The organism is Kitasatospora sp. NPDC086801, from assembly GCF_044745805.1.
GTDB lineage: Bacteria > Actinomycetota > Actinomycetes > Streptomycetales > Streptomycetaceae > Kitasatospora.
In genome coordinates this window covers 1-11,961 of record NZ_JBIVAX010000074.1, presented here as the reverse complement: position 1 = coordinate 11,961, position 11,961 = coordinate 1, and the positions used below count along the sequence as shown (strand labels likewise).

The 11,961-nt window shown below is 68.7% G+C and carries 16 protein-coding genes; 8 read left to right on the top strand and 8 right to left on the bottom strand.

The annotated features are described in order from the left end of the window. Positions 1 to 819 precede the first annotated feature (819 nt). Positions 820 to 1,467 (top strand): hypothetical protein, encoded by a 648-nt coding sequence (locus ACIPLC_RS37480; RefSeq protein ID WP_400477544.1) that lies wholly within the window; start codon positions 820 to 822, stop codon positions 1,465 to 1,467. Here the strand turns inward: ACIPLC_RS37480 and ACIPLC_RS37475 are convergent. Next, positions 1,362 to 1,793, bottom strand: a complete 432-nt coding sequence (locus tag ACIPLC_RS37475) for a hypothetical protein (RefSeq protein WP_400477543.1) — start codon at positions 1,791 to 1,793, stop codon at positions 1,362 to 1,364. The two genes, ACIPLC_RS37480 and ACIPLC_RS37475, sit on opposite strands and share 106 nt — an antisense overlap. Positions 1,794 to 2,377: 584 nt before the next feature. Here ACIPLC_RS37475 and ACIPLC_RS37470 point away from each other — a divergent pair. After that, a complete protein-coding gene (locus ACIPLC_RS37470) occupies positions 2,378 to 2,683 on the top strand; it encodes a hypothetical protein (RefSeq protein ID WP_400477542.1) in 306 nt (101 codons plus the stop codon). 322 nt (positions 2,684 to 3,005) lie between these two features. Here the strand turns inward: ACIPLC_RS37470 and ACIPLC_RS37465 are convergent, their stop codons facing one another. Beyond that, a complete protein-coding gene (locus tag ACIPLC_RS37465; RefSeq protein WP_400477541.1) occupies positions 3,006 to 3,359 on the bottom strand; it encodes a hypothetical protein in 354 nt (117 codons plus the stop codon). Positions 3,360 to 3,431: 72 nt separating this feature from the next. Here ACIPLC_RS37465 and ACIPLC_RS37460 point away from each other — a divergent pair, with 72 nt between their 5' ends. Beyond that, complete coding sequence (locus ACIPLC_RS37460) at positions 3,432 to 3,914, top strand: hypothetical protein (protein WP_400477540.1); 483 nt, start codon at positions 3,432 to 3,434, stop codon at positions 3,912 to 3,914. Here the strand turns inward: ACIPLC_RS37460 and ACIPLC_RS37455 are convergent. Continuing rightward, positions 3,849 to 4,226, bottom strand: coding sequence for a hypothetical protein (locus tag ACIPLC_RS37455; protein ID WP_400477539.1), 378 nt, complete (start codon positions 4,224 to 4,226; stop codon positions 3,849 to 3,851). The two genes, ACIPLC_RS37460 and ACIPLC_RS37455, sit on opposite strands and share 66 nt — an antisense overlap. A 121-nt stretch (positions 4,227 to 4,347) precedes the next feature. On the opposite strand from ACIPLC_RS37455, the gene ACIPLC_RS37450 reads away from it, so the two are divergent. Beyond that, complete coding sequence (locus ACIPLC_RS37450) at positions 4,348 to 4,566, top strand: hypothetical protein (RefSeq protein ID WP_400477538.1); 219 nt, start codon at positions 4,348 to 4,350, stop codon at positions 4,564 to 4,566. 166 nt (positions 4,567 to 4,732) lie between these two features. Here ACIPLC_RS37450 and ACIPLC_RS37445 read toward each other — a convergent pair whose 3' ends face one another. The 3 genes from ACIPLC_RS37445 to ACIPLC_RS37435 form a co-directional block, all read right to left on the bottom strand. Continuing rightward, positions 4,733 to 5,167, bottom strand: coding sequence for an SMI1/KNR4 family protein (locus tag ACIPLC_RS37445; protein ID WP_400477537.1), 435 nt, complete (start codon positions 5,165 to 5,167; stop codon positions 4,733 to 4,735). 484 nt (positions 5,168 to 5,651) lie between these two features. Beyond that, complete coding sequence (locus ACIPLC_RS37440; protein WP_400477536.1) at positions 5,652 to 6,851, bottom strand: serine hydrolase domain-containing protein; 1,200 nt, start codon at positions 6,849 to 6,851, stop codon at positions 5,652 to 5,654. 159 nt (positions 6,852 to 7,010) lie between these two features. Continuing rightward, positions 7,011 to 7,970 (bottom strand): hypothetical protein, encoded by a 960-nt coding sequence (locus ACIPLC_RS37435; protein WP_400477535.1) that lies wholly within the window; start codon positions 7,968 to 7,970, stop codon positions 7,011 to 7,013. Between the two features lie 193 nt (positions 7,971 to 8,163). On the opposite strand from ACIPLC_RS37435, the gene ACIPLC_RS37430 reads away from it, so the two are divergent. Further along, positions 8,164 to 8,292, top strand: coding sequence for a hypothetical protein (locus ACIPLC_RS37430; protein ID WP_400477534.1), 129 nt, complete (start codon positions 8,164 to 8,166; stop codon positions 8,290 to 8,292). 955 nt (positions 8,293 to 9,247) lie between these two features. Continuing rightward, positions 9,248 to 9,826 carry a Fic family protein gene (locus ACIPLC_RS37425; RefSeq protein WP_400477533.1) on the top strand — a complete coding sequence of 193 codons (579 nt, stop codon included), beginning with the start codon at positions 9,248 to 9,250 and terminating at the stop codon, positions 9,824 to 9,826. Between the two features lie 311 nt (positions 9,827 to 10,137). Here the strand turns inward: ACIPLC_RS37425 and ACIPLC_RS37420 are convergent, their stop codons facing one another. Then, positions 10,138 to 10,386 carry a hypothetical protein gene (locus ACIPLC_RS37420; RefSeq protein WP_400477532.1) on the bottom strand — a complete coding sequence of 83 codons (249 nt, stop codon included), beginning with the start codon at positions 10,384 to 10,386 and terminating at the stop codon, positions 10,138 to 10,140. A 39-nt stretch (positions 10,387 to 10,425) separates the two neighbouring features. Between ACIPLC_RS37420 and ACIPLC_RS37415 the strand changes: the two genes are divergently transcribed. Beyond that, positions 10,426 to 10,602 (top strand): hypothetical protein, encoded by a 177-nt coding sequence (locus tag ACIPLC_RS37415; protein WP_400477531.1) that lies wholly within the window; start codon positions 10,426 to 10,428, stop codon positions 10,600 to 10,602. 118 nt (positions 10,603 to 10,720) lie between these two features. Beyond that, positions 10,721 to 11,002, top strand: coding sequence for a hypothetical protein (locus tag ACIPLC_RS37410; RefSeq protein WP_400477530.1), 282 nt, complete (start codon positions 10,721 to 10,723; stop codon positions 11,000 to 11,002). Here the strand turns inward: ACIPLC_RS37410 and ACIPLC_RS37405 are convergent. Beyond that, positions 10,992 to 11,759, bottom strand: a complete 768-nt coding sequence (locus tag ACIPLC_RS37405) for a transposase (protein WP_400477529.1) — start codon at positions 11,757 to 11,759, stop codon at positions 10,992 to 10,994. The genes ACIPLC_RS37410 and ACIPLC_RS37405 overlap by 11 nt on opposite strands. Between the last annotated feature and the right edge of the window lie 202 nt (positions 11,760 to 11,961).

Sequence of the window (11,961 nt, the reverse complement as noted above, 5' to 3'; positions counted from 1 at the left end):
AGGATGGATGTTGTTCATCTATCGGGCATAGCGTAATCAAAGCGACGTGACCATAAGCCATTTATGGGATCAGAGATCCCAAAACCCCCACTGAGCGGGCATTTAGGGATGTTCAGTGGTGATGTGCCGTTATTGAGGTTAACGACTTTTGGGACGACTCACCCCTTTGGGGCTCATTTGCGCGCTCTCAAGGGGTGAGCGGGTCGCCCGTTTGGTCCGCATGTATCGCTCAGATTCCGTCTGGTCTAGCAACGGGATAGAAGCATCCGATTAGCTAGGAATTTCCGGGTGTTTCAAGTCGTGTCCGTTGGCCATAAAACGGTGCAAGCCGCCTGAGGGTGACCCGCAGAAATCAACATCAAACGCCCACCCGGATCCCTCGCAGATAGGTGGGGTGGGGGCGTCGACAACACGTGGGCACAGGGGTCAGTGATCATGGAGTCGCGGCGCTCTGTGACCGCGCCCGTCCGTCCGGCATGGCTGACTGGCCCGCTCTGCGGCCAATTCGCGGCTCCGCTGCACGTCTTCCTCTCCGATGCCGCCGAAGCCGCTCCCACCACGCTGCGTCCCGGCGAGCTGGACGCCGTCGGGAAGCTGGTCGAGCGTGGGGCCGGCGACCGCGACACGTGCCGGGCGCTGCTGCGCCAGGGGGCATCCCCGTACGAACGGCAACGCCACAGGCTATGTGCGCGGCCAACCTTCTTTTTGTACAGGGGAGTTGTGGGTGTGCGGCGGAGGTGGCCGGGGCATGATCTGACAAATCCATGCCAGGTGTCGGCGGTGTGACGGCCTGGCACCTCCCCTCCCCGAGGAGTCCTCTTGGCGAACACCTTCCTGCGGCGGCTGTCCTTACCCGCCGCGCTCGCCGTCCTGACCGTGGCGGCTTCGGCCTTCGGCGCGGGCACGGCCCACGCGGCCGAACCGGGCGGCCCGTGCGACCCCCGCGTGACCCGGTCCGGGCTGTACGAGGTCTCGACCGCCGTCGTCGACCCGGTGCTCACGCACTGGAAGGGCATCACCATCGCCCCCGGCACCACCGGCTCCGTCGAGACCACCGTGACCGAGGTCCAGAACGTCAGCACCACGTTCAACGCCTCGACCGAGATCAACTCGGAGGTGGGCGCGTTCTTCGCGAAGGTCTCCGTCAAGGTCGGGTTCTCCGTCCAGACCAGCAGGTCCAGCACCAGCACGTGGTCCCAGAAGGTCACGCTGAACTTCTCCCGCCCCGGCGACTACGCGGTGTTCAAGGGCACAAACCGCGTCCAGGGCAAGGCCGACGAGTACGTCTGCCTCCCCCGCTACCCCCCGAACAGCGACCCCGGCGACGGGTACTGGGCCTACTCCTTCGGCTCCCACCCCACCTACAGCACCTTCGACGCCGAGATCGAGGGCACCGTCTCCTGCGACACACCGGTCTCCCCCGGCACCGTCCAGGAGCTCGCACGCAACAAGCTCGTCTGCCACTGAGCACCGCCCCCGCCCGGGACCGGCCGCACCCCTGGCCGGCCCCGGGCTGCAGCGGCGTGTGTGATCGCGAGGCCGGCCATGCGGTGCGGGACGCCGGTGGGGATGGCGGGGTTCTGGGCGGCGGTGCCGACCCGGCGCGGGTCGAGCAGCAGCGGCACCAGGTCCCGCGGGGGCAGGGCCGGGTTGGTGCGGGCGAGGTGGCGCACGGAGCCGTCGGGGTCGACGGCGAGGGTGGGGGCGAGCCAGTGGTCGGCGGAGGCGGTCTGACGGAACGCCGGGTCGGGGGCCGCGGCGGTCCGTTCGACGTCCGCGGGGTCGTCTAGCACCGCACCACAGTAGGGCAGCCCCCTGGGAAAGCTGCCGCGATGAGGGCGCGAAGGAGCTCCGTCAGACCTCCTGGCGGGGCTCCACGGTCAGTTGTTCACGAAGGCAGCGGGAAACGCCCTGGTCCGTACGTTCGAGTGGTCGTCGGATTCCGGTAGTCCTCCAGGCGGCCTGGCGATTCACCGCCGAGATCTCCGACCAGAGCGGCGACAGGCCGAGTCCTCCATGGAGGACTCGAAGCTCCCGAAGCGTTCCGCCGTGACTTGCTCTCCGGCCCGCCATAGAGCTTCGCACTCCCTGCAGATCCTGACGATCCCGCTCTGTCCCCGGGCCACGTACTCCAGCACCCAGCCCTGGTCACACCTCGGGCACCAATCAGCCATTCCCTGAGCTCCTTATTTGCTATGGATGCAAAGCGATCCGCAACGGTACGGCCATCCCGTTGCGCTCCGACCGCCGGTGCTGCCTGGGACCAGGACCAGTCCGCCGATTGACCCGCACTCATAGCCAGCCACCTCACCAAGGGCCCGTCTCCCACACCGGGAGGCGGGCCCTTCCGCACGCCCGGACGAAGAAGGAGACCGCGTTGCCATTGCTGCGCTACACCCCCGCCGCCGCCCGCACCCGGCGCTGCCTGGAACGCCGACGGGCCGACTCGGCGAAGCTGCGCCGGGTCCGCCGAGCGCTCGACCAGCTTGCCGTAGACCCGCGCCACCCAGGCCTGCGTACCCACCGCTACCACGCCCTGCCCGGTCACTCCGGCCAGCGGGTCTGGGACTCCTACGTCGAAACCGGTGCCGACGCCTGGCGGATCTCCTGGATCCGGGCCCGGCCGACACCAGCCGCCAGGAGCGCGAGGGCCAGGAAGATCCGGTGGTCACCGTGCTGCTGATTGGCCCGCACTTGTAGTAGCCACGTTGCCAGGCGCGCCTCCCCGACCGACCTGTCCGTGGAGGCCAGGCCGGTCCGGCCATCAGCGTACGGGCGGTTCAGACAGAGGCTCGCCCCGGCTCCTCTTCCAGTGCCCTGAAGAAGGCCCGCGCCAGACTCGTTGCTGATGGAAGCCTTGTGGTGCGTCAGGTTGGTCGGATGACGATGCAGGCGCTTGCGGCCGGTTCGGCGCCGCAGGTCGTACACGCAACCGCCGGCCCTCCCGGGCAAGAGGGCCTGCGTCTTCACGGGCACCGTCACGGTGGCCTCGACCCGGCTCTGGCTCAGTGCGTGAGCTGGTTCGGTTCCAAGGCATCGGCCCGTTTGCGCAGGTCTGCCGCAATGCCGTCCCAGGTCGGACCGTGGAGGTACAGGCTGTGCGCCGCCTCGCGCATCAGCGCCGGCTCGTCCGGCCTCTGGAGGAGCACGAGGCGATACGCCAGGTTCCGCACCCGCACCGGCAGACAGCCGTCATTCAGGTACGGGCACAGTTCTCGCAGCATGCCGAGGACCTCGTCCGCATCGGCGAAGGTCAGTTCCTCGATGAAGTAGTGCTCGTCGTGCTCCTCCTCGCACTCGGGCACCGGTCTGTACTCATCCCCGTAGAGACACCTGGCGTGCTCCGTCAACGTGTGCATGCCCGGCACCCTACGGTGCCGCGACCCGCAGAACAGAACCCGGTCCTCAGAGGGACCTGGACAAGGGCAGACATGAGCGAGATGGACGACCTTCGGGGCCGACCGGCCGCGCTGGAGGCGGAAGTCGACCGCCTGCGGGAGGAGTCCGCGGCCACGCGCACGATGGCGGCCACGGCCAACCGGGACAGCGCCGAGGTCCGCACCTCCCTGCGCGGGCACACCCAGGTGCTGAACGCGATCCGCGAGGACCAGATCGAGCAGCGCCAGGCGATGACCCGCCTCGCCGAAGCCGTCGGCGTCCTCGTCGCCGGACAGGCAGAGCACGGCCGGATGCCTGAGGAGCAGGGCCGGGCCCTGGAGACCCTGGTGACCGGGCAGACAGCGGTCCGGGAGGAGCTGCGCCGCCTGGGCGAGAAGCGTGAGGTGGGGACCGGGGGTGGCGGGCGGTTCGTCGAGGGCCTGTCACACCGGGCGCACCTCCGGACGGTCCTACCTGCTCGGGTTGGTCGGGTTGTCCGGTTGGGTGAGTGCGAGATCGGGTGCGAGGAGGCCTGATCCGTACTTGTCGGGGTTGTCGTGCGGTGGGCGCGCTGTGTTGCGCAGGTGGGCGACGACGCGTGGGGCGTCCCAGTCCGGATGGGCGGAGCGGAGCACGGGCAGTCCGCGGGCGCCGCTGATCAGCGCGGCCATCATGGTGCCGTGGGACAGGACCTGGTCGTCGTCGGTGTCCGGAGTGCCGGAGCCGGTGAAGTCCACGGCGGGCAGGCGGGGTCCGGTCAGCGCGGCGTCTGCCTGGACCCCGCTGTCGACCAGGGCGACGATCACGCCCTCGCCCGTGGAGCTCTTCCAGGCGATGGTGGCGTTCATGACGCGCAGTGGCCAGGGCAGCGGTGGGGTGTCGGGGAGTGCGGGGGCGGAGGCGGGACAGAGCGCAGCAGTCAGGGCGCTCTGGCCTGCCTCACCCGCGCAGGCTGCGAGACTGGGGACCATGACCCCTGACCGTCGCAGTCTTGGACTGTCCCTCTTCTCCGAGCCCGTCGCCGACGCTCCCGTGCCTGCCCAGTCCGGTGGGCGTCGGCTGTTGCCGGTTGAGCAGGGTGCGGACTTCCGCCAGCCGCCCGGCGAGACCGTTGCCGAACCCGCTCCGGTCCGGCGCCCGCTCGGGGCCGGTGGCCTCACCTTCTCCGACCCGGACCGGCAGATCTGACCGGCTCCGTTGGGGCGCCGCTGTCCCGTTCCAGTTCGTCGGTGTGGGCGTGTCGCTGACCTGCGGATAGGCAACATGCTGCGGACAGGGCGTGTGCCCTGGGCCCGTCCCACTTCAGGTTGTCGATCAACTGGGGATTGTGTCTGCGGACGCCCCGGTCACAGGACTACTGATACCAGTCGTCTCCGCCCTCTGCGAGCGAGCGCCCAAGGTAGTCCCGCAGGTCACGGGCCACCCAGCGGCGGCTGTCGGTCTCGTGCTCCCAGACGAAGACGTCTGGCCTCCGCGGCGTCTGCACGAAGGCGAACTGGTCGCCGCCACCGTTGTCTCCGAAGAACAGGAGAGCGTCGAACGGCATATACAGCTGGGCGAACGAACTGTCCGACCGGAAGTGGAGGTTCTGCTCGACGATCTGCTGGATGGCCCAGACAGTGTCCACGCTGTTCTGTCCGATGATCCCGTTGCTCTCCAGCAGCAGTTGCCTAAGCCCAGCCGACAGCTCACCCCCGAGCCTCCGCTCCGCCGCGGCCAGCACTGACTCGTCAGCGGGATCCCTGAATTCGGCGTCCGGGAACGCATCAAGGGCTACTTGTCTCCACATGATCCGGAAGTGTAGCCATCTCCAACGACAAACCTACGCGGGACGAAACACGCTCAGCGACAACACGGTGTGAGATGCCACCGCAGACCCGTCATCCGAGCGACAACCTCAAGTGGGACGGGCTACGAAGCGGACAAGACGCGCTGGTGCAGCGGCAGCCTGCGCCGGGACAGGACATCACCGCAGGCCTCTGACCTGCGGCGGTTGACTGGTAGGCGCACATGTTGAGATGTCGCGTATTCATTTGTGGGATTCGCGTCGTGACTACGAAGGGTGATGGGCTGCCGCCGTGACGTAGCAGCAATCACCACAGTTCCACGGTGGACACGACCGGCGTCTGCACCACCATGGACCTGCGCGCGCTGCTGAAACAGCGCTTGGACTTCCCCGGCTCTCCTGCGAGCTTGCCCGGGCGGTCGGTGTCACTGGCCGGCCCCAGGCCCGTCTGCGCTCGTTGAAGCTGGTGGTTTGTCGGCGGTCGGGCTCAGGGGGCGAAGGGGCCGAACACGGTCAAGGCGAGCCGGAGGGCCGGTGCCGGGGTGCCGTTGCTGCTGCCGGACGAATAGACCAGGCGCCGGCTCAGGTCTGCAGTCGCGAACAACCCGTCGGAGTACCCGAGATCGTGGCCGGTCTTGCCCCACACCACCGTGCCGTCCTGCAGCGGGATGGCCATCAGCCCGGCGCTGTAGCAGGCCCGGCCCTTGTCCGGCCCGAACTGGCAGTCACCGGGGTTGAGCGAGGGCACCAGCTGCCCGGCGGCATCGCGCGGCAGGGTGAGTAGGTCATGCAGTTGTTGCGGCGGCAGGAGTTCGCCGCCCAGCAGTGCGCGCAGGAAGCGGTCCAGGTCGGCGGGGGTGGAGACCATCGACTCAGGGTTGCCGCCCTGCTCGGAGACGTCCACCGGGGTGTCGGCGTGGTCGGTGAGGTAGCCGGCCAGGTGCGGGGTGGGCATCTGCGGAGCGCCCTCGGTCACTTCGGTGTGCCGCAGGCCGAGCGGCCGCAGAATACGGGCGGTCACCTCGTCCCTTATCGAGTGACCGGTGACCTGCTCGATGATCCGACCTGCCAGCCGATAGTTGAAACTGTTGTACAGCTGCTCGCTGCCTGGCGTGAAGACCGGCTCCGGCCACGGCGGGTTGGTGGGACGCAGCGTGCGCTGGATCACCTCGTCGAGCGACTCGACCATGAACCGGTCGGCGATCAAGCCATCGTTGTCGGTGACCTCGGGGCCCTCCACGGCCTGTGGCAGGCCGCTGGTGTGGTTGAGCAACTGCCGGACGGTGATCGGCGTCTTTTCGAAGGCGTCGGGCAGCACGCCGGGCAGGTACTGCTGGACGGTGCCGTCCAGGTCGATCCGGCCCTCGGCGGTGAGCTGGAGCAGCACAGTGGCGATGAAGGTCTTGTTGATGCTGCCGATCCGGAAGGACGCGTTCGGTGCGACCGGCTCGCCGCTCACCGGGTCGTCGTTGCTGCCCCGCCAGGTTCGCCCGTCGATGGCCACCCTGGCGACCGCCCCGGCTTTCGGATCCCCGGCCTGCGCGGCGAACGCCGCCCGCAGCGCACCGGCGTCCGGCCCGCCACCGCCCTGCGCCGTTCCGGCTGCCAGCGCGGGCGGTGGCACCGCGGCGAGTAACAGCCCGGCGAGGACGGGGGCGGCGAGGGCGGCGGTCCTGGTGATGGCCATGAAGGGCTCCTGGTCCTACGGGTGCGATCGGATTCGTTTCGATCCTCTCGGAGGCTCGACACTGTCGGCATCCGGGGACGTCCCCGAGGTTTCCCTGAGCGGCCCCTGACGGCGCCTCAGGGGTCCGGGATGTGCAGCGACTGAAAGAGTGGTCGATGGCTAAGAGCGGCGCCTGTCATCGCCGACCGCGCAAGGACCAGTCGCCATAACAGCTTGTTGACCAACGGGCTGGCCCAGTTTCGGCTGACCAATGTCGCTGCGCGCACCGGCCTGGGGCGGGCCACCGTGCACCAGACCTTTGTAGACGGCTGGCCGGCACCGTCCGCGGTGGCTCTGCCGACGAGAACGAGTCTGGTGAACAGAGCAACTGCGGCGACCGCCGCCGCTATCAGCATGGCGCTCCACCTCGAAATCGTTCTCCAGCTTGAGCTGCATCGGGAGCTGTCGGCCAACTTCGCTAGCACCAGCGCCGTGCCCCGAACGCAGTGTTCCGGCGTTCCCTCGGCGCGAGTGGTCGCCGGGTGCGTACCGACTCCACGGCGCGCCGACCTCCATGGCGACGTAGGCGGTGGTGGCCTGGGTGTAGCCCAGAGCCTTGGTGACGACCGGGGGCGGGGCGTGTTGGAGGTAGTACCGAAGGGCTGTCACCCGGGCCGATCGGGGGGAGGTGCCTGCTGCCTGGAGGTGTTCGCGGAGGGCGCCGGGGCTCATCGGTTGTCCGGCCTGGCGGCCGGGGAACAGCCAGTGGGCGCTCCGGGGGCTGGCCCGGTGCATTCGTCCGGCGGCCTTGAGGTGTGTCCGGATGAGGTCGGCGACAGGCTGGGGTAGCAGGGACGGCGGGTCGCCGAAGGCGATGGAGATGGTGGAGCCGTCGTCGGTGATGTGGTCCGTGGTGAGCCGGACGAGCCGGGTGACGGGCTGGGCATAGAGCAGGACGAGGGCCGCCGCGATCCGGGTGCGGAGCGGCAGGCCGTCGTCCTGGAGGACGCGTCGCAGATCCGTCGCCCGCCCGGCGTGGTCGAGCGAGGCGTTCCTGCTGCCGACGGCCTGCGGCGTGTGCTTCAGTTTCGGCAGGTGGCCGCTGTCCGTGCACCAGCGCAAGAACCGTCGCTGCGGCATGGTTCGAGTGGACGTGCCAGGCGTCCAGGTCCTCCTGGCGGCACCGGTCTGGGCTGCGGCCCCGGCCGGCCAGCCAGGTGAGGAAGCCCCTGGCCTCGTTGAACTGCCGACGGGCGTGGCTCGCCCGCGACGTCCCCAGGGGCTGCTTCTCCGCCCTCTCCCGCAGCCGGCGGAAAAGGCGCCAGGTGGCGAAGTGCTGCAGCAGCCGGTGGTGGCCGGGATCTTCGACACCGGCAAGCTGGTCGGACAGCCGCCGCTCGTAGAGGAAGATCTGGCGGTCTATGCGGGGAAGGACACCGCTGTCCATCAGCAGATCCCGTAGGAGCGTGGCTGTTCGCCAGCCGGGTGCTTCCTGCACGCCTTCGTGGGACAGCTGGACAGTGCCGGCGGCCAAGGCTTGCAGGAGCTCGGTCGCGTCGCGGCCGCGGAGCCAGAGCAGGCGGCTGCGGGGGCGGTCGGTGTCGCGCAGTACTTCGGCCACGGGTAGAAGGTCCGGTGGCACTCGGCCTTCGCTGTCGCCGAGAAGGTAGACGAGACGGTCGGCGAGCGTGCAGCGCTCGCAGAGCCGGCCCCACAGATCGCCCTCGAAACCGCAGCGGGCGCAGGTGAACACCTGGGCGATCCCGGCACAGTCCCGGCAGATGGGGCGGCCCTTGCTGTCGCGACCCGGCAGGAGCCGGTCGGATCGGCAGCTCCGGCAACGGCCGTAGGTGCGGGTTCCGCCAGCCGGCGAGCATCGCCTCGAAGACCTGTTCTTCCGGCCGCAGCATTGCCAACCCGCCGATCAGGTGCAGGTGGGCCGCTCCCGGCGGTGGATTCCCGTGCAGTGCCATTACTCTCCGCTCATCGCATCAGACGCGAGTTTTTCGCGTCTGATGCGATGGCGGGGCGTTTTCGCAGCTCAGTCGACCGATGGAGTGAAGGGCGGGAGCGAGGCGCCACCGGTGCGGTACCGTCGGCAGCGGCTCCTGCCGGGCGCGATGTGCCAGTTCAGCAGTCCTCAGGGCAGCTGCGAGTGGGCCGCCGACTTCGCGGATCCTGCTTCTCGCCGCCACGGCATCCGGTGCCAGCCAGCTGCCGGCCAGCTGCCGGGCCGCGCCCGCGGTGCCGCGTGACCAGGGCCGAGGCTCGGCAGCCTGGATTGATTGAATGACAGGAGCTGGGTGTCATTGATTCATGCTGTATCAGACGCCCAGCCTTGAGCCTGTCGACCATCAGGTCCTGGAGCAGATCAGCTCCATGCGCGACCAGCCGCGGTAAGCGGTTCAGCAGGCCCCATGAAATGGACCCTCGACCTGCGCAAGGCCCTCACGGCCAGTGCCATCGCGGCCTCGAACACCATCGAGGGCCATTGGGCCGACGCGAGGGACGTCGTCGACCTGATGGATGGCGAGCGCGAGGTCGAGGCCAGCGACGAGAACAAGACGGAGACCCTGGCCTACCAGCAGGCCATGACCTACATCCAGTCCCTCCACGATGCCGCTGACTTCCGCTACAGCAAGGAACTGCTCAACGCCCTGCACCGGATGCTCCAGGGCCACCATCACCCGCTCAAGACCGCCGGGCAGTGGCGCAGGACGGCCATTCGGATCACGGGCCCCGGCGACGACCTCGCCACGGACTACGAGGGACCGGACCCCGAGCTGCTGCCCGGTCTGATGAGTGAGTTTGTCGGCTGGCTCAACGATGGCGACCTCGAAAGCCACGTCCTCGTGCGGGCCGCGATGGCGCACCTCAACCTGGTGAAGATCCACCCCTGGTCGGACGGCAACGGCCGGATGTCCCGCTCTCTGCAAACCCTCCTGACCGCCCGGGGCGGAGTCCTCGCCCCCGAGTTCTCCTTGATCGAGGAGTGACTGGGGATGCCCGGCAACACCTGGGACTACTACAAGGTGCTGCGCGAGGTCGGCGGCCCGGTCTGGTCACCCCAGCGGGACACACTGTGGTGGATCAAGTTCAATCTCCTCGCCTACCACCAGCAGACGCAGCGGGTCCAGCGCCGCGCAGTCGAAGGGCCGTCACTACGTTGCCGGGCCCCGTTTTCCGCGGAAGGTCCTGGAAACCGCCCAGCGGCACCACACCATCGTCAACCCGTATACCGCCGAATAGCAGGCGGTCCGCGATCGGTACGGAGGCCGGCCTCCTCCGGGGGCCGGCCTCCTCGGCTTCAGTGTCGGGTGTTCAGGTGGCTCCGGCGTGCGGTGACGAGGGCACGCCAGCGGTTGCGGACGGTCTCCTCGTCGTCGAGCCACAGTGTGGTGGACGGTGCGGGCAGCGGCAGGCCGGCCATGTGATGGGCGATGTCCAGGTAGTAGGCGAAGTCGCCGTTCGCGGTGGCGTCGCGCAGCCGGGCGATGGTGGCGGCCAGGTCGTCCTCGTCCCCCGGGGCGGCGGCGCTTCCATTGAGGACGCCCAAGTAGCCCTCGGCGCCGTCATCTCCTGGTACGGCCGCCAGATGATGACCGCCCGGCGTGCCGGGGACCAGCAGCGCCTGGAGGAGCTGGCCGGGCGGCTGCAGGTGTGCGGCGAGGACCGGGAGCGGCTCAGCGACGCCGGGCCCGGGGAGATCGTCCGGATCACCGAGCTGTACACCGAGCGGTTGAAGGTCCTGGAAGCCGACGAGAACAACTAGCTAAAGGCTGTCCCGTATATCGACAGCTGAGGTCTCACGGCATACTGGCGCTCGGTGTTGACCTTGTTCGACAGTAGGGGCGTTCGTGGTTGAGCTGCGGTGCGAGGCGGTCCGTTGGGTGGACGATGAGACGTGGCCGGGAGTGGTCGAGGTTCAGTTCACGGACGCGGCAGGAAGGCGCTGGTCACTGGTCGACAAAGCCCCGATCTTCGCGGCGGCGGACGAGCTCGGCCCGGACTCGGTCTTTCCGGTGGAGGTCACCGTCGCCTGCGTGGTCGCCGAAGGCCACGGCCTGTCGGAGGGCAGCCGGGTCGTCACTATCTCCACCTCGCCGCATGGCGTCACGACGCTGGACGGACGCGAGGAATTCACGGTGAGCTGGCACCAGCTCATCCGCTGAGCGCGAGGTTGTGGAGCCGTGCGATGTCGAGCATGGCGTGGTGCACGCCGGCTCCGCGCAGGCGGCAGTCACGGAGGATCTTCCAGTTCTTCATCCGTGAGAAGACGTGTTCGACCCGGGCGCGGGCCCTGCGGTGGACGGCGTTGTCGGCTTCCTGCTCGGGTGTGAGGTGCTCCTGACCGCGACGGCGTCGGTGCGGGATCAGGGCCCCGGTGCCCTGGTAGCCGCCGTCGGCCAGGACCGGGGAACCGCGGCAGGCACGGTCGACGCCCGATTCGGCGGATGCCCGGCAGTCGTTGCGGTTGCCGGGCAGCGGCAGGCCGACGGCGACGACCAGCCGGCTGTTGGCGTCGATCACGACCTGCTGGTTAATGGAGTAGCGGTAGTTCTTGCTGGAGGCCGCGATCGTCCGGTCCCGGGTGGGTACCAGTGTGCCGTCCACGATCAGCACGGTGTCCTGCCGCGGGCGCCGAGCGGGCGAGATCGCCAGCAGCGGCGCGAGGCGGTCCAGCACTCGGTCCGCGGCTGACTTCGAGACCCCGAACAGCGGCGCGACCTGCCGCAACGTCAGGTTGGTCCGCCAGTACGTGGCCACCAACAGCACCCGGTCCTCCAAGCTGAGCCGCCACGGCCGGCCGCGCTGACCGTCACCGCCACGACGGCGGACCAGCGTGACTAGCTTGCGGAACTGCGACTCGCTCAGCCCCGAGAACGGCTCGGTCCACATCGGGTCGCTCGCCGAGATCACCCCACTCATGCCGTGACCAACGCGGAACCTGGCCAGCAGTTACGGGACAGCCTTTAGGCCGTGTCCTGCCGATCACTTGAGTCGTTGATGCGACTATGGGGAGTAGGGGTGATCTGAGAGGGCGGAATGAGAGATTAAGTCCGTTCTGTCGTCGCCTGAACGTGTGGCCTTGCCGCCTCCGGCAGATCGCGGGGCTGGCGCCGTGCTGAGG

Excerpts from the sequence above, each read along its gene's own strand:
- ACIPLC_RS37465 (WP_400477541.1), bottom strand. The coding sequence starts at position 3,359 with ATGCACACGTTGACGGAGCACGCCAGGTGTCTCTACGGGGATGAGTAC.
- ACIPLC_RS37460 (WP_400477540.1), top strand. The coding sequence starts at position 3,432 with ATGAGCGAGATGGACGACCTTCGGGGCCGACCGGCCGCGCTGGAGGCG.
- ACIPLC_RS37455 (WP_400477539.1), bottom strand. The coding sequence starts at position 4,226 with ATGAACGCCACCATCGCCTGGAAGAGCTCCACGGGCGAGGGCGTGATC.
- ACIPLC_RS37450 (WP_400477538.1), top strand. The coding sequence starts at position 4,348 with ATGACCCCTGACCGTCGCAGTCTTGGACTGTCCCTCTTCTCCGAGCCC.
- ACIPLC_RS37445 (WP_400477537.1), bottom strand. The coding sequence starts at position 5,167 with ATGTGGAGACAAGTAGCCCTTGATGCGTTCCCGGACGCCGAATTCAGG.
- ACIPLC_RS37440 (WP_400477536.1), bottom strand. The coding sequence starts at position 6,851 with ATGGCCATCACCAGGACCGCCGCCCTCGCCGCCCCCGTCCTCGCCGGG.
- ACIPLC_RS37435 (WP_400477535.1), bottom strand. The coding sequence starts at position 7,970 with ATGCCGCAGCGACGGTTCTTGCGCTGGTGCACGGACAGCGGCCACCTG.
- ACIPLC_RS37425 (WP_400477533.1), top strand. The coding sequence starts at position 9,248 with ATGAAATGGACCCTCGACCTGCGCAAGGCCCTCACGGCCAGTGCCATC.
- ACIPLC_RS37415 (WP_400477531.1), top strand. The coding sequence starts at position 10,426 with ATGATGACCGCCCGGCGTGCCGGGGACCAGCAGCGCCTGGAGGAGCTG.
- ACIPLC_RS37405 (WP_400477529.1), bottom strand. The coding sequence starts at position 11,759 with ATGAGTGGGGTGATCTCGGCGAGCGACCCGATGTGGACCGAGCCGTTC.